Annotated in this window: 19 protein-coding genes, 1 pseudogene and 1 riboswitch; of the genes and pseudogenes, 7 read left to right on the top strand and 13 right to left on the bottom strand. The window is 72.4% G+C overall.

Annotated elements, in window-relative coordinates:
• Window positions 1-120: 120 nt before the first annotated feature.
• The 6 genes from ADY59_RS25035 to ADY59_RS25060 all read right to left on the bottom strand — a co-directional run bounded on the left by ADY59_RS25035 (window position 121) and on the right by ADY59_RS25060 (window position 6619).
• Window positions 121-1071, bottom strand: a complete 951-nt coding sequence (locus ADY59_RS25035; RefSeq protein WP_156325718.1) for a hypothetical protein — start codon at window positions 1069-1071, stop codon at window positions 121-123.
• A gap of 125 nt (window positions 1072-1196) precedes the next feature.
• Complete coding sequence (locus tag ADY59_RS52725) at window positions 1197-1580, bottom strand: C40 family peptidase (RefSeq protein ID WP_269433641.1); 384 nt, start codon at window positions 1578-1580, stop codon at window positions 1197-1199.
• Between the two features lie 187 nt (window positions 1581-1767).
• A riboswitch (cyclic di-AMP (ydaO/yuaA leader) is annotated at window positions 1768-1925 on the bottom strand.
• Between the two features lie 263 nt (window positions 1926-2188).
• Window positions 2189-3163: a C40 family peptidase gene (locus ADY59_RS25045; protein WP_231618874.1), complete on the bottom strand. Its 975-nt coding sequence runs from the start codon at window positions 3161-3163 to the stop codon at window positions 2189-2191.
• A gap of 86 nt (window positions 3164-3249) precedes the next feature.
• Entirely contained in the window at window positions 3250-4572 is a 1323-nt protein-coding gene (locus tag ADY59_RS25050) for an NYN domain-containing protein (RefSeq protein WP_049566339.1), read from the bottom strand.
• 179 nt (window positions 4573-4751) lie between these two features.
• Complete coding sequence (locus tag ADY59_RS25055; protein ID WP_156325720.1) at window positions 4752-5414, bottom strand: response regulator; 663 nt, start codon at window positions 5412-5414, stop codon at window positions 4752-4754.
• Window positions 5411-6619, bottom strand: coding sequence for a sensor histidine kinase (locus ADY59_RS25060; protein WP_049566342.1), 1209 nt, complete (start codon window positions 6617-6619; stop codon window positions 5411-5413). Before ADY59_RS25060 ends, ADY59_RS25055 begins: the two co-directional genes overlap by 4 nt.
• Window positions 6620-6865: 246 nt before the next feature.
• On the opposite strand from ADY59_RS25060, the pseudogene ADY59_RS53450 reads away from it, so the two are divergent.
• The 3 genes and pseudogenes from ADY59_RS53450 to ADY59_RS25070 form a co-directional block, all read left to right on the top strand.
• A pseudogene (locus tag ADY59_RS53450) lies at window positions 6866-7033 on the top strand (ATP-binding cassette domain-containing protein); the annotation flags it as partial.
• 34 nt (window positions 7034-7067) lie between these two features.
• Window positions 7068-7607: a hypothetical protein gene (locus ADY59_RS25065; protein WP_049566345.1), complete on the top strand. Its 540-nt coding sequence runs from the start codon at window positions 7068-7070 to the stop codon at window positions 7605-7607.
• A complete protein-coding gene (locus ADY59_RS25070) occupies window positions 7495-8265 on the top strand; it encodes a hypothetical protein (protein WP_156325722.1) in 771 nt (256 codons plus the stop codon). The genes ADY59_RS25065 and ADY59_RS25070 overlap by 113 nt, the downstream gene beginning before the upstream one ends.
• A 3-nt stretch (window positions 8266-8268) precedes the next feature.
• Here ADY59_RS25070 and ADY59_RS25075 read toward each other — a convergent pair whose 3' ends face one another.
• The 3 genes from ADY59_RS25075 to ADY59_RS47660 form a co-directional block, all read right to left on the bottom strand.
• Entirely contained in the window at window positions 8269-9813 is a 1545-nt protein-coding gene (locus ADY59_RS25075; protein WP_049566350.1) for a hypothetical protein, read from the bottom strand.
• Window positions 9814-9888: 75 nt separating this feature from the next.
• Complete coding sequence (locus ADY59_RS47655; protein WP_053175129.1) at window positions 9889-11367, bottom strand: serine/threonine-protein kinase; 1479 nt, start codon at window positions 11365-11367, stop codon at window positions 9889-9891.
• On the bottom strand, window positions 11357-12859 hold the full coding sequence (locus tag ADY59_RS47660) for a serine/threonine-protein kinase (protein WP_053175131.1): 1503 nt from the start codon (window positions 12857-12859) through the stop codon (window positions 11357-11359). Before ADY59_RS47660 ends, ADY59_RS47655 begins: the two co-directional genes overlap by 11 nt.
• 85 nt (window positions 12860-12944) lie before the next feature.
• On the opposite strand from ADY59_RS47660, the gene ADY59_RS25090 reads away from it, so the two are divergent.
• Both ADY59_RS25090 and ADY59_RS25095 read left to right on the top strand, forming a co-directional pair.
• On the top strand, window positions 12945-14633 hold the full coding sequence (locus ADY59_RS25090) for a DEDD exonuclease domain-containing protein (protein WP_049566355.1): 1689 nt from the start codon (window positions 12945-12947) through the stop codon (window positions 14631-14633).
• A gap of 17 nt (window positions 14634-14650) precedes the next feature.
• Window positions 14651-14938: an Lrp/AsnC family transcriptional regulator gene (locus tag ADY59_RS25095; RefSeq protein WP_049566358.1), complete on the top strand. Its 288-nt coding sequence runs from the start codon at window positions 14651-14653 to the stop codon at window positions 14936-14938.
• 141 nt (window positions 14939-15079) lie between these two features.
• Here ADY59_RS25095 and qcrB read toward each other — a convergent pair whose 3' ends face one another.
• From qcrB to ctaE, 4 genes are read right to left on the bottom strand one after another with little or no spacing between them, the layout of a single operon-like run.
• Entirely contained in the window at window positions 15080-16729 is a 1650-nt protein-coding gene (qcrB, locus tag ADY59_RS25100; protein WP_049566361.1) for a cytochrome bc1 complex cytochrome b subunit, read from the bottom strand.
• Window positions 16726-17847, bottom strand: a complete 1122-nt coding sequence (gene qcrA, locus ADY59_RS25105) for a cytochrome bc1 complex Rieske iron-sulfur subunit (protein ID WP_049566364.1) — start codon at window positions 17845-17847, stop codon at window positions 16726-16728. The genes qcrB and qcrA overlap by 4 nt, the downstream gene beginning before the upstream one ends.
• Window positions 17844-18659, bottom strand: a complete 816-nt coding sequence (gene qcrC / locus ADY59_RS25110; protein WP_049566367.1) for a cytochrome bc1 complex diheme cytochrome c subunit — start codon at window positions 18657-18659, stop codon at window positions 17844-17846. Before qcrC ends, qcrA begins: the two co-directional genes overlap by 4 nt.
• 14 nt (window positions 18660-18673) lie before the next feature.
• Entirely contained in the window at window positions 18674-19327 is a 654-nt protein-coding gene (ctaE, locus tag ADY59_RS25115) for an aa3-type cytochrome oxidase subunit III (protein ID WP_049566370.1), read from the bottom strand.
• Between the two features lie 196 nt (window positions 19328-19523).
• Between ctaE and ADY59_RS25120 the strand changes: the two genes are divergently transcribed.
• On the top strand, window positions 19524-19922 hold the full coding sequence (locus ADY59_RS25120) for a response regulator transcription factor (protein WP_049566458.1): 399 nt from the start codon (window positions 19524-19526) through the stop codon (window positions 19920-19922).
• Between the two features lie 9 nt (window positions 19923-19931).
• On the top strand, window positions 19932-20978 hold the full coding sequence (gene trpD / locus ADY59_RS25125) for an anthranilate phosphoribosyltransferase (protein ID WP_053175135.1): 1047 nt from the start codon (window positions 19932-19934) through the stop codon (window positions 20976-20978).
• Window positions 20979-21029 lie beyond the last annotated feature (51 nt).

Raw genomic sequence — 21029 nt, forward strand, 5'->3', positions numbered from 1 at the left:
GAGGTGCGGGCCGGGCGGCTGCCTGGCGGCCAGCCGGCGGCGGCCGACTTCGCCCCGGGGGCCGACGCGGGCCGGCTCGCCCGTGCCTACCAGGAGGCGTGGCTTCCATGTCGCGTCCCCTCACGCCAGTTGGTCCCGGACGTACGCGCGCCACCGCTCGGTCAGCGTGCCGGTCGGGAGCCCCAGGGAGGCGAGTGCCCGGTCGGCGCCGTACGTCTGGGCATCACGGTAGAGCCTCACCAGGGTCTCCTCACCCAGATGCGCGGCCAGGAAGCGACACGCCAGCCACGCCTCCTGGTAGGCACGGGCGAGCCGGCCCGCGTCGGCCCCCGGGGCGAAGTCGGCCGCCTCCGGCAGGCCGCCAGGCAGCCGCCCGGCCCGCACCTCGGCGGCCAGCTCGGCGGCGGCCGTCCGGGCGGGCAGCCCCGCGTCCCGGTAGGCCACGTAGTCGGCGAATCCCTCGTACAGCCAGACGGGCAGCCCCTCGGTGCCGGCGGCCACGTGGGTCAGCTCGTGCGCCAGCACCACGTCCCGCCCGACGGGGGTGAGCCGGGCGAACTGCTCCGGCACCACGATCACGCGCCCGTCGTCGGCCACCGCGGCCAGCCCGTCGACCGAGGCGACACCCGCCAGCCCGGCGGCCTCCGCGGCCGAGGCGGGCACCAGGACCACGGCCCGGACCGGCCCTCCCAGCACTCCCCCGACCCGCCGTCCCGCGGTGTCGGCCCGGCGCGCCAGGTCCTCCAGCAGCCCGGGCGGCGCGTCATGCCCGGCCACCAGCGACCGCTCCCCCCGGACGACGTCCAGCCCGTCCCCCCAGAGCGCCCGCACCTCCGCGACCGGCTCCCCCTCCTCCGGGACACCGCCCTGCTCCGGCTCACCGGGGCCGATCGCGGCGGGGCGCTCCGAGGAGCGGGGATCGCCGCCTGGGAGCCACTGCGCGGGCACGGGGGCCGGCTGTGCCCCCGCGGCGCGCTCGCGGGCCAGGAGCGCGTCCGGGCCGCCGGTCAGGGCTGCGGTGAGGACCAGCAGCACCGCCGGCACCGCTCGACGGCGCACCTGGACGGACACGCTGCCCGATCGTAGCCGCCCGCCCCGGGTGCCGGACCGGCCCGAGCGCCGCCCGCCGGGCGGCGGTCGCACCTGGAAAGGCGAAGGCCCCGTCCCGGGGGAGGGGACGGGGCCTTCGCGGGCAGTCACAGGCCGGGACGTACCGCGCCCGCGAACGACGCCTTGCGCCAGCCGCGTAGCTTCTCGATGCGCACCCGTTCGCCCGTTCTCGGCGAATGGATCATCTTGCCGTGGCCGACGTACATGCCCACGTGTCCGAGCCCGCGGAAGAACATCAGGTCACCCGGCTGCAGGTGCTTGTAGGAGACCTTCTTCCTGATGCGCGCGAACTGGCTGTTCGTCACGCGCGGGATCTTCACCCCGGCCTTCTTCCAGGCGTACTGGACGAGGCCCGAGCAGTCGAAGGAACCGGGGCCGGTGGCGCCGTAACGGTACGGGTCACCGATCTGCTTCTTGGCCGCGGCGACGGCCTTGCCGGCCTTCGCCTTCTGCCGAGCGACCTTTGCCACTTTCACTGACTTGACGGATTTATCCGTCTCAGTCAGGGAGGAGGCGGCGAATTCGCTCGCCGTCGCCGCCTGCGCCGTCGGGGCGTGTACGGCCAGCCCTCCGGCCGTCACGGTGATCAGCGCAACGCCACTCAGGGCGAGGCGGGACAGACGGGGGTTGTGCGAGAGGGTAGACAGGATTGCTCCTAGTGGCTTCCACGAACGCCTACCGGGTTAGCTGACGGATTCGGGCCTGGAAGTCGCCCTACGGCGCGATACGCGCCGATTCACCCCTGATCCCGGGTCGGGATCGATTGGGTCCCCGGCTCCGTGCTCCTGGCTGCACGGATTCGGCAGGTCACCGCCACGACGGCGCGCCCCGGGGGCGCGCCGGCGGTGACCGGCGGATGGTCTATCTGTCCACATCGGGGGACCCGATGATGACCGGCGGGCGTCCTGGCTGGAACGCCGCGACGCCAGAAACTACGCCGATCAGTCACGTCATGGCAAAGCCTGAGTAAGCAAGTCAAGATCAGACAAGCCCGGAGTAAGGCTCCCGACTCCCCCTGGAGCAGCGAGTTTCGTGATCATAACGTGACCCTGCTCACACTTGACCGCAGGGCCCGTTGTCAGGGGCGAACGGCACCCACGAGGCGGCGGCCGTACGACGAGAGCGGGACCACCTTCACCACGTCTCCGGTCTGCGGAGCGTGCACGATCTTGCCGCCGCCCGCGTAGATGCTCACGTGCCCGAGGCCCTCGCTGAAGATCAGGTCGCCGGGCTCCAGGGCGTTCATCGGCACCTTGCGGCTGGCCCCCCACGACCACTGCTGCCAGGTCGTGCGCGGCAGCGAGACGCCGCCCGCCCGCCAGGCCGCCTGGGTCAGGCCCGAGCAGTCGTAGCCGCCGGGCCCGGTGCCGCCGAACACGTACGGCTTGCCGACCTGGGCGTAGGCGAAGCGCAGCACCGCCGCGGCGTTGCCTGAGGCGGGACCGGTGTACTCGATGCCGGTGCTGTTGGGATTGCCCGTCTTGTAGGCGCCCAGCCGGTTGAGGAGCTTCTTCTGGTCCTTGATGAGGTCCAGGATCTCCGCCCGGTCCTTCTTGACCGCGTCGCGCTCCTTGTCGGCCTCGGCCAGCGCGGCCTGGGCGCGGTCACGGTCGGCCTTCAGGCCCCGGTTCGCCCGGTCGAAGGCCGCGAGCTTCTCGGTGCGCTCCTGGGCGAGCTGCCCCGCCAGCGCCATGCCGTACAGCAGGTCGGCCGGGTCGTCGCTGGTCATCATGCTGGGCATGCCACCGAAGTCGCCACCCAGCTTGTACGTCTCCACGGCCATGGAGACGACCTCGCCGCGCAGGTCCGCGACGGTGGCGAGCTTGCGCTTGTAGGTGTCGTCCAGCTTCGCGTAGCGCGTCCTGGCCTCCTTGAACTTCTCAGTGGCCAGGTTGTAGCGATCGACGACCTTGTCGGCCTTGTCGTTCAGCTTGTTGAGCTTCGCTCTGGCTTGCGCGAGCGTCGGCTTGGGATCGGCCAGCGCCCCTCCGACGGGGCTCATCACCAGTCCGAACGCGAGACCCGCGGCCAGCGGCACCCGGCCCAACCTCACAGCGTCGCCTCCCAGGGGATCATCCTGGGGCGAAATAGTACAGAAGTGGCGAGTGATCCTCACCTAAACGACATATTCGTAATAATCTAGGCACGTCCGAGCCGCCGCAGCAGCAATCCAGACGGAACGGGTCTGGCGCCCATGCGCCGGACGGACTCGGCCACCTCGCGGTCGGAGGAGACCACGGCGATGGCCCGGCCCGGCGGCTCGGCCCGGACGAGCTGGCGGATCAGGTCGTCGGCGATCTCGCCGGGCGCGCTGAACAGCACCCGCACCCCGCGCGGCGCGACCACCTGGACCGGCGAGTTGAGCTCGGCGCCGTCGAAGACCACGGTCACCTCGACCCGGGTCTGCGCGACGAGCCCGCCGAGCCCGGTCATCAGGCGGGCGCGCTGGTCGGCGAGGGTGAGCGTGCCGTAGCCGGTCTTGGTCACGTTGTAGCCGTCGATGATCAGGTGCACCTGCGGCAGCGCGAGAAGCTGGTCGAGCAGTTGCGGGTCGTCGTCGGCCAGCGCGCGGGCGGGGACGCCGCGCACGCCGGGCCGCTCGCCGGTGAGAGCCGCGACCGAGTCGGCGGGCCGGCTGATCATGGTGGGCAGGGCCAGCTCCCTGCGCAGCCCGGCGGAGGCGTCCTGCAGCGCGTCGAGCAGCACGCGGATGCGCGCGTCCTCGACGCTGCGGCCCTCGCGGGCGGCCCGGCGCGAGGCCTCGAGCTGTTTCTCCACGTCGGCCAGGCGCTCGCGCAGCCGCCGCAGCTCCGACTCCCCCGCGCTGCCGGCGGCCGTGGCGGCGTGCCGGGCCTCCTCGGCGGCGTGCTCCATCTCCTCGGCCCTGCGCACCGCGCCCTTGGCGCGCTCGCGGGCCTCGTGCAGCTTGCGGCGCAGCTCGGAGTTCTCGCCGCGGGCGGCCTTGAGCTGCTCGCGCAGCCGCTCGGTCTCCTCCTTGGCGGCGTTCTTCTGGGCGGCGAGCTGCTCACGCAGCCGGGAGACGACCTCCTCGCGCTCGGAGCCCTCGGCCGCGACGGCGGACTGCTCCAGGTCCACGCGGGCCGACTCGACCATGTCGGCCCAGCCGGGCGGCCTGGTGAGGTAGGCCGCGGCGGCGACGAGCACCGGGTCGGCGGCGGGGGGCACGTTGCCCTCGGCCAGCGAGGCGACCAGCTCCGGCCAGCCTGCGGCCACCGACTCGGCGACCACCTCGCGGAACTTCTTGTCGTTCTCCAGCTGGGCGGCGATGGGCGCGCTGCCGAGCCGGGCGCGCTTGCGCGGGTCGAACTTGGCGATGCCGCGCAGCGGCGCCGGCACCGCGACGCCCGGCATCGAGCCGAGAACCTGGGCCGCGAGGTCGACGACGTTGAGCCGCACCTGCTCGGGAAGCGGGCGAGACAGGCCTTCACCCGCTGAACTCATCCCACTGTCCCTTCATGACATGCCCTTTCAGACAAGGGTACGGCTGCCCGGTACCTGTCCGTAACGGCCACCCTGGGCAGGACAAGCGCTTGGTGGGGATCATGGGGCGGTCCCGGGACCGGTGACCGCCCGGGAAGATCCCGCCGCGAGCGGCCCGGAAAGCTGGAATCCCAGCCCCGTCAGCTCGCGTCGTAGACCACCAGCGCGATCTGCACCCGGTTGTTCAGCGCCAGCTTGGTGAGGATGCGCGAGACGTGCGCCTTGACGGTGGGCACGCTCATGAACAGCTCGCGCCCGATCTCGGCGTTGGACCTGCCCCGCCCGACCGCCAGCGCCACCTCGCGCTCCCGCTCGCTGAGCCTGGCCAGCAGCCCGCGGGCCCGATCGGCCCGGCCGCCGATGCCGCCGGCGGCACCGGCGGCGACGTGGGTGATGAGCTGCCGGGTGACGGCGGGCGACAGGATCGGCTCGCCCGAGGCCACCTTCCTGATGGCGGCGACCAGCTCGGCCGGCGGGATGTCCTTGAGCAGGAACCCGGCCGCCCCCGCGCGCAGCGCCCGCAGCACCTGCGCGTCGGCGTGGAACGTGGTCAGCACCACGACCTCGGGCGCCGCCTTGGTGGCGCGCAGCGCCTCGGTGGCGGCCAGCCCGTCGACGCCGGGCATCCGGATGTCCATCAGCACCACGTCGGGCCGGTGCTCGGCGACCAGCGGCGGCACCTGCGCGCCGTCGGCCGCCTCGGCCACGATCTCGATGTCGGCGACCCCGCCGAGGATCATCGACAGCCCGGCGCGCACCAGCGCGTCGTCGTCGACGATCAGGACGCGGATCGGCGCGTTCACGGCCCCTCCCCCGTCTCCGGCCACGGCAGCCAGGCCCGCACCAGGAACTCGCCGTCCGGCGTCGGCCCGTGCTCCAGCCGCCCGCCGGCGAGCCCGGCCCGCTCGGCCAGCCCGATGAGCCCGGCCCCGGCCCCCGGGATGCGGGCCGCGTGCCGGGCCCCCAGCGCGTTGCGCACCTCGGCGGACAGGCCGCGCCCCGGCGCGCCGGTCACGGTGACGGTGGCGGGCGCGCCGCCCGCGTGCTTGCGCGCGTTGGTGAGGGCCTCCTGGACGATCCGGTAGACGTTGCGCCCCAGCCCGTCGGGCGCCTGCCCCGCCTCCAGGTCGAGGCGCACGTCGAGACCCGCCCGCCCGCACTCGGCCACCAGCGCGGGCAGGTCGGCGAGCGTGGGCTGCGGCCGGTCGGGCACCGGGTCGTCGGCGGACGCGCCGGAGTGACGCAGCACCCCGATCACCTCCCGCAGATCCTGCAGCGCCTGATGGGCGCCGTGCCTGATGGCGCCGGCCGCCCTGGCGATCTCGGCCTCCGGCGCGCCGGGCCGGAACTCCAGCGCGCCGGCGTGCAGGCTGAGCATCGACAGACGGTGCGCGAGCACGTCGTGCATCTCCCGCGCGATCCGCTCGCGCTCCAGCCGCCTGGCCTCCTCGGCGGCGCCGTCGGCCCGCTGCCTGAGCGACCAGACGAGCTGCCGCCTGGCGCGCACCACGATGCCCCACGCGAACACGGTCAGCAGGATCGCCAGCCCGAAGACGAACGTGCCGAGCGGTCCGAGCTCGGCGTCGGGCCAGATCATCACGTTGGGCACCAGGGTGAGGACGCCGAGCAGCGCGATCGGCCCGGAGATCTTGAACGGCCGGTGCACCGCCACCGTGAACAGCGCGACCACCGCCGCTCCGCCGATCAGCAGCACGAAGGCGGACAGGATCGTGGTCACCAGCACCAGCGCGACCGGCCAGCGCCGGCGCAGCCACACCGCCAGGCAGGACAGCACGCCCAGCACCTGCTCGACCGCCTGCACGGACTCCGGCGCGCCCCTGATCTCGGCGGTGGTCAGCAGGGCCAGCCCGCAGGCCGTCAGGAACAGGACGATGTCGACGATCCAGTCACGGGTCGAGCGGCGCACGGGCCGGCCCGTGCCGCCGTCGCCGAGCAGCACGGACGGCAGGGCCCACCGGTATTCGGGGGCGTGCTCGCGTCCGTTCACGTTTCCCGAGGTTATGCCCTGCCCCCGGCCGTCCGGTAGCGACCAAAGTCGATGCTCACGGCAGTGAGCCGCGCGAATCCCCCACGTTCCTGCCCAGGCCCCTGTGCTGGGCAAGCTCGCTCGCGCGGCTCACGTACGGCTTGCTGACATAACCGTATTTGTCGCGCTTGCAGAGGAGTTGCAGGATCTTTGACTGTTGACGTACGGCCCCGGCTGGCGGATGATCCCCGCGTGGTAACCGGACCGGTGATCTCCTGCCGCGGTCTCACCTGCCACGCGGGCGGACGCACGATCATCGAGGACCTGGCGCTCGGCCTGGACGAGGGAGAGCGGGTCGCGCTCATGGGCCCGTCCGGGTCGGGGAAGACCACCCTCCTCACGACGCTCGCCGGGCTGGCGCCGCCGGCCGCCGGGCGGGTGGATCACCGTCCAGCCGGTCGAGCCCCGCGTGTTCGCCGCCGCGGTGGAGGCCGCCGACCCCGGCGGCACAGCCGCCCCGGTGATCAAACTGCCCGGCCCGCCGCAGCTCGTCGCCACGGACCCGGAACGGCTGGCCCGCGTCGCCACCTGGGACCCGGAGCTGGCGGGAGGCGTGCGGCTGGCCGGCGCGGCGGCGGCACTGCCCGGCCCGGACACCGCCCGGGTGATGATGCGCGGCGACCGGCTCCGGCTCACCGCCCGCCACGACGTGCCGCCGGAGGGCTGGCAGGTGCGGCTGTTCGCCACGTTCCGGCTGGCCGGCAACCTCAAGCCGGCCGCGGTCCCGCTCGGTGTCCTGCGCCCGGCCGGCGGCGGCTCCTACGAGTGGAACCTGCCCCTGCCCTGCCGGCGCTTTGCCGTGCGAGCTGCGCCGCATCCACGCCGAGTTCACCCCGATGGACGAGCAGGCGTCGATCCCGCAGATCGACGTCACCGTGAGGAGACTGGCCTTCCGGCACGAGGGCCGCTGCCAGCGCGTACCGCGGCCGCGCTGGCGCGCCGACGGTGACCCGGCCAGGGACGACGGCGGCTTCAGCGTCTCCCTCCAGGGCAACCAGACGCTGCGGCCGGCGACCTACGATGCGCGGCCGCCCGCCGTCGTCGTCGGGGTGGGCGCCAAGCTCGTGCCGGGCCCGGACAACGCCTTCGCGACGGGCGTCCGGGCGGTCGCCACCGCGTCGGCCGCGCCGGGCCTGACGGGGCCGGGCGTCGTGATGGACCTGGACCAGGCCGACCGGATCGCGTACGGGGTGCACGAGCAGGCCGTCTATCAGGTGTGGGCCCGGGCCGCCGCCGCCCCGGCACTGGAGCGGGCGCTGCGCGGGCAGGGCCTCACGGTGATCTCCACCCGCTACGAGTCCGAGGTCGCCGCCGCCTTCGTCCGGCAGGGGCCCGGGCTGGCGCTGATCCTGCTGCTGATCACCGCGGCGGCCGGCACGCTGGCCGGGCCGGTTGCCGGGCTGCTCGCGGCCGAGGCCGCGCTGGGCCGGATCCCGCAGTTCGCCGAGCCGCTGGTGACGCCGCCGCTCGCGCACGAGGTGGCGGCGGCGCCCGTGGCGATCCTCACGGGCGCCGGGCTGCTCGCCGCCCTGCTGTGCGCGGTCGCCGTGTCGGAGGCGCTGCTGCGCGGCATCCGGGTGGAGCGGCTGCGCGACACCCCGGCCTGAGCGTCAGCTGCCGATCGGCTGCTGGGCCAGGGCGTCCATGAACACCTTGGCCATGCTCAGCGCGCCGTCGAGCCCCTCCTTCTCGGGGAGCAGCACCACGTTGCCGGAGGCCGGCGGCTCGCCCTTGGGCCGCTCGGCGCCCGCGTAGTCGATCTCCACCACGACGGCGCCCTTGCGCACGGTCAGCGTCCCGCTGCCGGCGAACACCTCGCCCCGCCTGGTCTGGACATGGACGCTGTACGCCTCCTCGCCCAGCCCGGCGACGTCGCGGACCTTGCCCCACTTGATGCCGCCCATCGAGGACTGCGACAGGTTCTTGTCGCCGCCGAGCTGGCCCGTGTAGAAGGACTCGGCGGCGGTCACGTCGGCAACCCCGGCCCGGTTGGTGAAGGAGTGCACGGTGATGAGCACGCTGCGGATCCGGGTCACCTTGTCGCCGGCGGGCACGTCCAGGTTGAGCCAGCGGCACTCGGTCTGCGTGTCGTCGCCCATCTCCAGGCCGCGCGCCCGGGGCGTGTGGCCGGGGACGAGCTTGGCGGCCGCCGGCGTCACCGTCTGGCAGACGGGCGGGTAGACCACGAGCGGCGTCGGCGACGGCGTGGCCGCGGCGCTCGGCGTGGCGGTGGCGGCCTTGTACGGCTGCGCGAGGACGTCCGGGTGCTGCGCCTTCCAGTCGGCCACGCCCTTGGCGAAGTGCTTGACCAGGCCGGTGGCCTCGCGGATGGCGTTGTCCTCGGTGACCGACTGGGTGGTCTCGTTGCTGAGGATCTGGGCGTCCTTGCGCTGCTGGCTCGCCTGGTAGCGGACCTCGATCGTCATGTCCTGGACGCGCGCGTACGCCTTGCCGAAGGAGTACCACAGCACGGTGCCGGAGCGCCGCCAGGTGTATTGGGCGAAGGCGGAGTCACCGGCGCCCTGGATGTCGGTGACCGGGGAGGTGTAGTCCTTCTCGCCCTTCTTCGGCGTGGGCTTGGCGGTCTCGGCGTACTTCGCCCCGCTGTAGTCGACCTCGTAGGAGTTCTGCGCCATGGCGCGGCCCGTCTTGGCGCCCTGGCCGCGGTGCTGCTGGATCTTGACCTCGACCTCGCGGCTGCGCCACCACTCGCCGTGCGAGATGCGCTGGTTGTTCCACTTGCAGGAGAAGTTGACCGTGTACTCGCTGTCGCGGGAGTCCTTGGACACGGTCGCCCCGGGCACCAGCCGCTCGGCCTCCTCCTTCGGCAGCATCGCGCAGGCGTCGGGGCCGGTCACGGCGGCGGCCTTGGACACCTTGGCCGTCGTCGGCTGGCCGGTGGCGGGCGGCGCGGCGGTGGCCGAGCCCCGCGTGAGCTGGCCGTACAGCAGGTAGCCGCCCGCGCCCGCGCCGACGAGCACCACGAGGGTGGCGGCGACGACCGGCAGGAGCCACGGACGGCGGCGCGGCGGCCGGGGCGGCATCGGAGGCATGGGTGGCATGGGCGGCATGGGCGGCTGGGTCGGCGGCTCGAACTGGCCTCCGGGCACCGAATAGGGGTGGGTCGGCGGCTGGTGCTCGCTACCGGGATTCACGAGGGACTCCTGGGGTTTGCCATGACTTGCGGTGAAACATGCTAGTCACCGTGGTTGCAGGACGCTTGCACCGTCTCACGACCGCAACGCGGCCGAGACCATGGCGGCGGCGGCGAGCGCCGGCTTCTGGTCGGCCGGGTTGTCCAGCGGCCTGTCGGCGCGCTGCCAGATCACCTCGGCGAGCACGTTGCTGGTGCGCAGCAACACCGTGCTGACGGCCGTGCCCTGGTCGGCGGAGTTGCTGTAGAGCCGGAAGGAGTTCTGCACGAACGCGGCCTCGCCCACGCCCGGCACGTCCCTGACGGCCCCGACCGCCCTGCGGAACTCCTGCCCCTCGGCGCCCGCGCGGGCGGTGCGCTCACCGGAGAAGCGCTGGGCCGCCACCTCGGGGGCGCCCCGGCCGCCGCCGGGCCGCTCGGCCCACACGCGCACGGTGATCGACGCGGTCTCCCTCGACCCCCTGAGCAGGTTCCACTCGCATTCGCCCTCCCGCGTCTCCTGCGGCTGGGCCGTGCCGCCGCCCTCTGTCGCGGGCTTCATCACCTCGGCCACCTGGGCGTCGGTGAGCAGGCCGCAGGGGGCGGGCGCGGTGGCGAAACGGCCCGGGTCCTCCTGGGTGAGCGCGCGCACGCCGTACCAGCCTCCGGCGCCCAGCACCGCGACGGCGGCCAGCGCGGCGACGGCCGGCCACCAGCGGCGACGCCGTCGGGCGCGGGCCGGGACGGTGCCGGTGCCGGTGCCGGTGCCGAGCATCCGGTTGAGCGCGTCGCGCACCTGCGCCGCGGCGGGCCGGGCGGCGGGGTCCTTGGCGAGCATGGCCAGCAGCAGCCCGCCGAGCTCGCGCCCGGCCCGGACCGGCGGCGGCGGGTCGTGCAGCAGCACGGCCGCCGCGACGGCGGCGGGCACGGCGCGCTCGAACGGCGGGCGGCCCTCCACCGCCGTGTAGAGGCTCGCGCCGAGCGACCACAGGTCGGAGGCCGGGCCGGAGGGTTGCTCGTTGAGCCGCTCGGGCGCCATGTAGCCGGGCGAGCCGGCGCTGCCGTAGCGGTCGCCGCGCCCGCCGAGCGGGACCGCGATGCCGAAGTCGGTGAGCATGGCCGAGCCGTCGGCGTCGAGCAGGATGTTGGCCGGCTTGACGTCCTGGTGGACGATGCCGTGGGAGTGGGCCACCGACAGCGCCGACAGCACGCGCAGGCCGATGCGGGCCACGGCGTCGGGCGGGAGCGGCCCGCCCTCCTTGATCACTTTGTCCAGCGACCGGCCGCTGACCAGGTCCAGGATGATCCATGGCTGCTCGCCGGTGAGCACCACGTCGTGGACCAGCACGATGGCCGGGTCACGCAGCCGCCCGGCGGACCTGGCCTCGTGGATGGCCCGGTCGGCGAACTCGGCGCGCTCGCGCGGCGACAGCTCGGGCGGCACGCGGACCTGCTTGACCGCGACCTCACGGTTGAGCATCTCGTCGCGGGCCCGCCACACGGTGCCCGCACCGCCCTCCCCGAGCCGCTCCATGAGCCGGTAGCGGCCCGCGAGCAGGTAACCGTCATCCCGCACCGCGCAGCTCCCGCTCGGCCGTCCTGGCCGCCTGCAGGGCGGTCTGCTTGATCTGGTCGTCGGTGGGCCGGTCGTCGACCGTGGTGTACTCGGCGACGGTCACGAGGTTGGCCAGGCGGAAGTAGACGATGGCGGAGTGCATCCGGCCCGTCTCGCCGAGCAGCTCGAACGCGAACGCCTCCTCGCCCAGCCCGCCCAGCGCCCTGACGGGGGTGAGCGTGACCTTCTGGGCGTCCGGCACGCCGATCTCCTTCCACATCCACTGGACCTCCTTGAACCCGGCCCAGTGGCGTTGCTGGTTGAGGAAGAGCGTGTGGGCGGAGACGGGGGTCATGCTCCACGGGTCGCGGGTGTCGGAGTCCTTCTGGAGCTGCACCGACAGGCCCGTGCCCGGCTTGGTCCAGTTGCACTCGGGGCCGTACTCGTCGGAGCCGGGCACGCCCTCGGGGATCTGCTGGGTGCGCAGCAGCAGGCCGACGTCCTCCCTCGGGAACAGGGAGCACAGGTCCATCGGCGCGGTGAACGCCGTCGGCACGCCGTCGTCCTGGCCGTTCATGACCAGCAGGACGGTGGTGGTGGCCGCCGCGACCGCCAGCGTCGCCGCCGACGCGATCCACAGCGCGGCCCTGCCCCGCTTCCTGACGTGGCCGGGCACGGTGGCGTCGTGCTGGGGCGGCAGGGCGGCGGGCTCGCCCGCGGCGACCCGGCGCAGCGCCTGGGCCAGCAACGGCGCCACCGGGCGGGCGGCCGGGTGGCGCGCCATCATGGCCGACAGCAGCGGGCCCAGCGGCTGCGGCGCCACCGGGACCGGCTGGGTCAGCGTCGCCCTGATGCGGTCGGCGGTGGTGCCGTCGTAGGCGGCCCTGCCGGTGGCCGCGAGGAACAGCGTCGCGCCGAGCGACCACACGTCGCTGGCCGGGCCGCCGGGCTCGCCCTCCAGCCGCTCGGGCGAGATGAACCCGGGCGAGCCGATCATCAGGCCCTGCTCGGTGAGCGTCGCCTGGCCCTCCTGGCGCGCGATGCCGAAGTCGGTGAGCACCACCCGGCCGCTGTCGGTGAGGAACACGTTGCCCGGCTTGACGTCGCGGTGCTGCAGGCCGCGGGCGTGCGCGGCGGACAGCGCGTCGAGCATGTCGGCGCCGATCCTGGCCACGTACTCGGGCGGCATGGGGCCGTGCGCCCGCACCGCCTCGCCGAGCGTGCGGCCGCGCAGCAGCTCCATCACCAGCCACGGCCGCTCGTGCTCGACGACGACGTCGTGCAGCGCCACGATGCCCGGGTGGCGCAGCTGCGCGGTGGCCTGCGCCTCGCGCACCGCCCGGGTGACCAGCTCGGTCCGTTCCGCGGGAGACAGTCCGTCGGGCAGCGTCAGCTCCTTGACCGCCACCTCGCGGTCAAGCATCTCGTCCCTGGCCAGCCAGACCCTGCCCATGCCGCCGCTGCCCAGCGGCCGCAGCAGGGAGTAGCGGTTGGCGAGTCTTCCCCCGGACATAGACCGAAGACTAACTAAGGATCAAGCGCAATAGTTATTCGTTCGGATCCGTATCTGTCGGTGCCCCTCTCTATGGTCTTGGTTCGTGGACCCGGTACAAGGCACTCTCGACGAGCTCGGCACCCCGCTGAGCGACGTCACGTTCGTGGTGTTCGACCTCGAGACCACCGGCGGCTCGCCGGCCGAGCACCTGATCACCGAGATCGGGGCGGTCAAGGTCCGGGCGGGCGAGGTGCTCGGCGAGTTCTCCACCCTGGTCGATCCCGGCGGGCCGATCCCCCCGTTCATCTCCGTGCTGACCGGCATCACCGACGCCATGGTGGTGGCCGCGCCGCGCATCGAGGCGGTGCTGCCGAGCTTCCTGGAGTTCATCAGGGGCGCCACGCTGGTCGCCCACAACGCGAGCTTCGACACCCGCTTCCTCAAGGCCGCCTGCGCCGCGCACGGCTATCCCCCGCCGGTCAACCCGGTGGTCGACACCGTCGACCTGGCCAGGCGGGTGCTGACCCGCGACGAGACGCCCAACAGCAAGCTGTCCACGCTGGCCCGCTTCTTCCGCAGCCCGACCGAGCCGTGCCACCGCGCCCTGCAGGACGCCAGGGCCACCGTCGACGTGCTGCACGGGCTCATCGAACGGGCCGGCTCCTTCCAGGTGCACACCCTCGAAGAGCTCAAGTCGTTCGTCCGCGCGCCCACCCCCGAGCAGCAGCGCAAGCGCCACCTGGCCGAGTCGGTGCCGCACGCCCCCGGCGTCTACCTGTTCGAGGACGAGCGCGGCGAGGTCCTCTACATCGGCAAGTCCACCAACCTGCGCAACCGCGTGCGCTCCTACTTCACCGCGAGCGAGACCAGGCCGCGCATCCGCGAGATGATCGGCATCGCCGAGCGGGTCCGTCACATCGTCTGCGCCACCGCGCTGGAGGCCGAGGTCAGGGAGCTGCGCCTGATCGGCGGCGCCAAACCGCGCTACAACCGCCGCTCCCGGTTCCCGGAGAAGGTCGTGTGGCTCAAGCTCACCGGCGAGCCGTTCCCGCGCCTGTCGATCGTGCGCGACCTGAAGGACGACGGCGCCTCCTACCTGGGCCCGTTCTCCAGCACCCGGCTCGCCGACGAGGCCCGCACCGCGCTGCACGAGGCGGTGCCGCTGCGCCAGTGCACCCAGCCGATCAGCCTGCGCACCCGGCGCTCGGCCTGCGTCCTGCACGAGATGGGCCGCTGCGGCGCGCCGTGCGAGGGCAAGCAGTCGCAGGCCGACTACGCCGTCCACGTCGAGACCGCGCGCCGGGCCATGACGCTCGACGCCTCGCCGGTCTTCTCGGCCGTCTCGGCCCGGATGGAGCGTCTGTCGGTCGAGCAGCGCTACGAGGAGGCGTCCGTCGACCGCGACCGGCTGGCCGCCTTCGTCCGCACCGCCGCCCGGATGCAGCGCCTCACCTCGATCACCAGCATCCCCCACCTGGTCGCCGCCAGCCCGGCCTTCGACGGCGGCTGGGAGATGCACGTCGTGCGCTACGGGCGGCTCGCCGCGGCCGCGGTCATGCCGCGCGGCGCCCACCCCAAGCCGTTCGTCGCCTCGCTGTCCGCCACGGCCGAGGCCGTCATCCCCGGGCCCGGGCCGGTCCACGCGGCCAGCGCCGAGGAGACCGAGTGCATCCTGCGCTGGCTGGAGTCGCCCGGCGTGCGGCTGGTGGAGGTCGACGGGCAGTGGAGCCTGCCCGCCCGCGGCGCCGCCCGCCACAAGGCCCGCATCGACCTGGCCTATCGCGGCCTGTGATTCGATACAGTTGGCACATGGTCACGGCTATCGTTCACATCAACGCCGAGGTCGACCGGATTCCGGAGGTCGCGGCGCAGATCGCCGAGATCGACGGCGTCAGCGAGGTCTACTCCATCACCGGCGACTACGACCTGCTGGCGATGGTCCGCGTGGCGGCCTACGAGCAGATCGCCGAGGTCGTCCCGGGCCGGCTCAACAAGGTCCCGGGCGTGCTCCACACGGAGACCCACATCGCCTTCCGCGCCTACTCCAAGCACGACCTCGACGCGGCGTTCTCCATCGGCTTCCACGACGCCGACTGACACCCGCCCGAACCGGAAGCCCCCGCCGTCCCCGGCGGGGGCTTCCGGCGTTCCCGGCGGGGGCTTCCGGCGTTCGCGGCGTCCGCGGGCACGGAACAGGCCCGGACTTCTCGCGAAGTCCGGGCCTGCCGACGGTCGGTGTCAGTGGGTGAGCGACTTGTCCTCGCCCGGGCCCACCGCCGCGTGCTCGTCCTCGTGGCCGTGGCCGTCGTCGAGCGGGATCTTCTCCCCGCCGTACGCCTTGGACATGCGGCCGCGCAGCTTGCCGAGCGGGCCGCGCATGCCCTTGGGCGGGATGCCGGAGGCGTCCTCGTCCACCGGGAGCATCGGGACGGCTTCCTTGCCCCGCACGTGCGCCTCGATGTCCTCCGCCGGAGGCGTGTGGACCTCGATGAACTCACCGTGCGGCAGCCGCTTGATCACGCCCGACTCCACGCCGTGGCTGATGACCGCGGCGTCGGAACGCTGCAGCCCCAGGCAGATGCGGTAGGTGATGATGTAGGCCAGCACCGGCCCCACGAAGATGAGCACCCGGCCCACGTACGTGGTCATGTTCAGGCTGACGTGGAAGAACGCCGACAGTTCGTCGTTGGCGCCCAGCAGCCACAGCACGCCGTAGAACACGATCGCGGACATGCCGATCGAGGTGCGGTGCGGGTTGTTGCGCGGACGGTCCGCGATGTGGTGCTCGCGGTGGTCGCCGGTGATCCACCGTTCGAGGAACGGGTAGAGCGCCAGGCCCGTCATGACGAGGCCGAGCGGCACCAGGGCCGGGATGATCACGCTGAGCGGCAGTGTCCCCGCCTGGGACGTGCCGAACATGTTGATCTCCCACGCCGGCATGAGGCGCAGCGAGCCTTCCAGGAAGCCCATGTACCAGTCGGGCTGCGAACCGGCCGAGATGTCGGCGGGCGTGTAGGGCCCGAAGATCCAGATCGGGTTGATCTGCGCGAACGTGCCCAGCCCCGCGACCACGGCCAGCGTGAACAGGAAGTACGCGCCCGCCTTGGCCATGAAGGCCGGGTAGAACGGCGCGCCCACCACGTTCTTGTTGGTGCGGCCCTTGCCGGGCATCTGCGTGTGCTTCTGCACCCACATGAGCACCATGTGGGCGGTGACGAGCGCCAGCAGGATGCCGGGGATGAGCAGGATGTGCAGCGAGTAGAACCGGGAGATGACATCCTCGCCCGGATATTCCCCGCCGAACAGGAAGAACGAGATGTACGTGCCGACCAGCGGCAGCGAGATGGCCACGCCCTGGGTGATGCGCAGACCGGCGCCGGAGAGCAGGTCGTCGGGCAGGGAGTAGCCGGTCAGGCCCTCGGCGAGGGCCAGCGTCAGCAGCAGGATGCCGATGATCCAGTTGATCTCACGCGGCTTGCGGTAGGCGCCGGTGAAGAACACCCGGAGCATGTGCACCATCATGCCCGCGACGAAGAGCAGGGCCGCCCAGTGGTGCATCTGCCGCATGAGCAGTCCACCCCGGACGTCGAAGCTGATCTCCAGCGACGACGCGTAGGCCTCGGACATCATGACGCCCTTGAGCGGGGCGTACGAGCCCTCGTAGATCACGTGCCCCATGCCCGGCTTGAACCAGAACGTCAGGAACGTACCGGTGAGCAGCAGGATGATGAACGAGTAGAGGGCGATCTCCCCGAGCAGGAACGACCAGTGGTCGGGGAACACCTTGCGCAGGTTGCGCTTGAGGAAGTTGGCTCCGCCCAGCCGCTCGTCCAGGACGCTGGACGTGCCGGCGATGGCCTTGGGCACCTGCTTCAGGTCGTCACTCATGCCTGGCCTCCCTTGGCCCGTGCCGCGGCCTCGGCGTCGCCGCGCTCCCAGAAGCTGGGACCGACCGGCACCGCGAAGTCGCCCTGCGCGATGAGGTAACCCTGGTCGTCGACCGAGATCGGCAGCTGCGGCAGCGGCCGCGCGGCCGGCCCGAAGATCACCTTGGCGCCGTCGGCGGCGTCGAAGGTCGACTGGTGGCACGGGCACAGGATGTGGTGGGTGGTCTGCTCGTACAGGGCCGCCGGGCAGCCCACGTGCGTGCAGATCTTCGAGTAGGCCACGATCCCGTCGTGCGTCCAGTTCTTGTTGGTGCCCGACTTGATCTCCTCGGGCCGGAACTTGATCAGGATCAGCGTGGCCTTGGCGAGCACGGTCAGGTCGTGCTCGTAGCCCTCCGGCACCACCGACAGGATGCCGCCGGGCGAGTTGAAGTCGGCCGCCCGGATCGGCTGGCCGGTGCCCTCGACGACCAGGCGGAGCGGCTTGCCCTCCTTGGTCTTCTCACCCCAGACCGTGTGGCGCAGCTCCTTCTGGAACTGCGACGCCGGCATGTCGGAGTTGTCCAGGTCGCGCAGCAGGATCAGCGGGATCAGGCCGAGCGGCGCGGCGCCGAGCAGCAGCGTGCGGCGCAGCATCTTGCGCTTGACGAAGCCGCTCTCGTTGGCGCCCTGGATGAACGTGTCGGCGACCACCGCGCGGTCGTCCCGCGCGGAGACCATCTCGTGGCGCTCCTGGATCAGCGAGTACTTCGGCATGATCTGGCGGACCCAGACCACGATGCCGACCGCCAGGCCCAGGATGGCCAGCGTGAGCGTGCCGCCGAGCGCCAGGTTGGACAGGCCCGTCGCCTCCGGGCTGCCCACCGGCAGGATCACGTAGAAGACGAGGAAGGCGATGGCGGCCGCGAAGGTGATCAGGAAGCAGAGCGACACGATCCTCTCCGCCTTGCGAGCCTTCTGCTCGTCCTGCAGGGTGACGCCGGGGGCGTCGTCGTCGGCCGCCACGGCCGTGGCGGCCTCGGGCCGGCCGAGCATCGAGGTGCCCGGCGCGGGGGTGCCGATGACGCGCTTGGGGACGCGGTCGTCCGGCTGCTCGATCTCGTGCTCGTTGTCTGTCATGACTTCTGTCGCTTCTTCGCGGTGATCCAGATGGCGGCGAGGACGAGGGCCAGGATGCCCACGATCCACACGACGAGACCTTCGGTGACCGGGCCGATGCGCCCGAGGCCGAACCCTCCGGGATCCTTCTGCTCGCGGATCTGGGTGATGTAGGCGATCATGTTGCGCTTCTCTTCGGGCGTGATCGTCGAGTCGTTGAAGACCGGCATCGCCTGGGGACCGGTCACCATGGCCTCGTAGATCTGCTCGGGGGTGGCCTCGTTGAGGCTGGGCGCGTACTTGCCTCGCGTCAGCGCGCCTCCGGCGCCCGCCCAGTTGTGGCACTGGATGCAGTTGGCGCGGAACAGCTCACCGCCCTTGGCCGCGTCGCCGAGCTTGGGGTCGACCTGCTCCCTGCCCGGCACCTGCGGGCCGCCGCCGAGCGACTGCACGTAGGCGGAGATCTGCCGGATGGCGTCCGGGTTGTCCTTGACCCACTCGGGCAGCGGCTTGCGCGGCACCTGGGCGCCCGGGTCGGAGGCCGGCATGCGGCCGGTGCTCATCTGGAAGTCGACCGCGGCGGCGCCCACGCCGACGAGCGTCGGCCCGGTGGTCGTGCCCTGCGCGTTGAGCCCGTGGCAGCTGGAGCAGTGCGCCTCGAACAGGCTCCTGCCCGCCGCCACGTCGTCGACCTTGCCCGCCGCGAGCGAGGCGTCAGCGGGCCTGCTCACCTGCACAAAGGTGGCATATACCGTCCCGACCAGCGCCAACGCCAAAATCAGGACGGCGTATCTCGCGAGCGGATGCCGCCGCCATGCGGTGATCCTAGTCACAGAGATCCCGTTCCTTACTGAATGATGTAGATGGTCGCGAAAAGGCCGATCCAGACGACGTCCACGAAGTGCCAGTAGTAGGACACGACGATCGCACTGGTGGCCTGCTCATGCGTGAAGCGCTTCGCGGCGTACGTACGTCCCAGCATGAACAGGAACGCGATCAGTCCACCGGTCACGTGCAGGCCGTGGAAGCCCGTCGTGAGGTAGAACACCGAGGTGTAGGCGTTGGCGGACAGGGTCGCGCCCTCGCTCGCGAGCTCCATGTACTCGTACAGCTGGCCCGCGATGAAGACGGCGCCCATGAGGAAGCTGACGAAGTACCAGAACCGGAGCTTGCCGACCTGTCCCTTCTCCGCGGCCCACACGCCGAGCTGGCACGTCACACTCGACAGAACCAGGATGATCGTGTTGACCGTCGCGAACGGGATGTTCAGGTGAGCCGCACCCTCGGCGTGGACGCCCTGCAGCGCGAGCGCGGGGCCCCACTCGAGACCTTGGCCGAGGCTCACCGACCGGATGGTGAAGTACATCGCGAACAGCGCCGCGAAGAACATGAGCTCAGAGGACAGCCAGACGATCGTCCCGACGCTGACCAGGTTCGGTCGTCGGTACGGCTGGGCTGTCGTCGTCGAAGTTATTGCGGATGCTGTCGCCACGGGCAGCATTATTGCGGCTCCTGTGGCCGGTCCGGCGCACGACCCCCCGTTAGCGGGTACAAACCGGGAGCCAAGCTGGGATAATTGCCACAAAACACCCACAAGAGGTGGCAGCCTGGGCTTCCACGCCGCACCACCGGTACGATCCCAGGTGACCATACCGCTACGACCGATAGTGAGCGCGACCGTGAGCACCGACGACACGATGAGGGTCCTCGTCTACAGCGACGACGCCGCCACCCGTGAAGAGGTTCGGCAGGCGATCGGCCGGCGGCCGGCTGCTGACGTCCCCTTCGTGGAGATCGTGGAGTGCGCCACCGAGCCCAAGGTGCACCAGTGGCTCGCCTCCGGCGAGATCGACGTGGCCGTGCTCGACGGCGAGACCCAGCCGGCCGGCGGCATGGGCGTCGCCCGCCAGGCCAAGGACGAGGTCTACGACTGCCCGCCCATCTGCCTGATCATCGCCAGGCGCGACGACCGCTGGCTGGCCGAGTGGTCCAAGGCCGACGCCGTCGTCCCGCAGCCCCTGGAGCCCATCGTGCTCGCCGACGCCGTGGCCGGTCTGATGCGCCGCCGCTCCTCCAGCCGACTCAACGCTAAGTAGGTGCCTACCGTGGACTCGCGGACGACCTGGCCGGCGCTTCTCTCCGCTCTCCTGTCCGGCGAGCACCTCACGGCCGACGAGGCCGCCTGGGCCATGCGTGAGATCATGTCCGGCTCGGCGACGCCGTCCCAGATCGCCGGGTTCGTGATCGCGCTGCGCGCCAAGGGCGAGACGGTGGCCGAGGTGGTGGGCCTGGCCCGCACCATGCTCGACCTGGCCACCCCGCTGCACGTCGAAGGCCCGGTCGTCGACGTGGTCGGCACCGGCGGCGACCGCGCCCACACCGTCAACGTGTCCACCATGGCAGCCATCGTCGCCGCCGCCGCCGGCGCCCGCGTCGTCAAGCACGGCAACCGCGCCGCCTCCTCCTCCTGCGGCGCCGCCGACGTCCTGGAGCACCTCGGCATCCGCCTCGACCTCACCCCCGAGCAGACCGCCCGGGTGGCCGCCGAGGCCGGCATCGCCTTCTGCTTCGCGCCCGTCTACCACCCGGCGCTGCGCTTCGCCGGGCCGACGCGCAAGGAGATCGGCGTCCCCACGATCTTCAACTTCCTCGGGCCGCTCACCAACCCGGCCCGCCCCGCCGCCCAGGCCATCGGCGTCTACGACCCCCGGATGCTGCCCGTCCTGGCCGGGGTCTTCGCCGAGCGCGGCGTCTCGGCCCTGGTCTTCCGCGGCGACGACGGCCTCGACGAGCTCACCATCGCCACCACGTCCACGGTCTGGACGGTGCACGACGGCACCGCCACCCAGACCACCTTCGACCCGGCGGTCCTCGGCATCCCCCGCGCCGAGGCGGGCGCCCTGCGCGGCGGCGACGTCGCCTTCAACGCCCAGGCGGTGCACGACCTCGTCGGCGGCAAGGCCGGGCCCGTGCGCGACGCCGTCCTGCTCAACACCGCCGCCGCCCTCGTCTCCCTCGACGGGCCGGGCGACGACCTCGACTCCGCCATGATCGACGCCTACTCCCGCGCCGTCCAGGCCGTCGACTCCGGCCGCGCCGCCCAGACCCTCGACGGCTGGATCGCCGCCAGCAGCGCCTTCCCCAGCTCCTGACGCCCTCCTGCCCGCCCCACGGTGCCCGACATGCGCCATGGGGCTCCGGGC

The organism is Nonomuraea sp. SBT364, assembly GCF_001083785.1.
Classification (GTDB): Bacteria; Actinomycetota; Actinomycetes; order Streptosporangiales; family Streptosporangiaceae; genus Nonomuraea.

Bases quoted from the DNA above. Each gene is read 5' to 3' on its own strand.
- ADY59_RS25095 (WP_049566358.1), top strand. From the start codon at position 14,651: ATGGTCACGGCTATCGTTCACATCAACGCCGAGGTCGACCGGATTCCG.
- qcrA (WP_049566364.1), bottom strand. From the start codon at position 17,847: ATGACAGACAACGAGCACGAGATCGAGCAGCCGGACGACCGCGTCCCC.
- qcrB (WP_049566361.1), bottom strand. From the start codon at position 16,729: ATGAGTGACGACCTGAAGCAGGTGCCCAAGGCCATCGCCGGCACGTCC.
- ADY59_RS25120 (WP_049566458.1), top strand. From the start codon at position 19,524: ATGAGGGTCCTCGTCTACAGCGACGACGCCGCCACCCGTGAAGAGGTT.
- ADY59_RS47660 (WP_053175131.1), bottom strand. From the start codon at position 12,859: ATGTCCGGGGGAAGACTCGCCAACCGCTACTCCCTGCTGCGGCCGCTG.
- ADY59_RS25050 (WP_049566339.1), bottom strand. From the start codon at position 4,572: ATGAGTTCAGCGGGTGAAGGCCTGTCTCGCCCGCTTCCCGAGCAGGTG.
- ADY59_RS25070 (WP_156325722.1), top strand. From the start codon at position 7,495: ATGGACGAGCAGGCGTCGATCCCGCAGATCGACGTCACCGTGAGGAGA.
- ctaE (WP_049566370.1), bottom strand. From the start codon at position 19,327: ATGCTGCCCGTGGCGACAGCATCCGCAATAACTTCGACGACGACAGCC.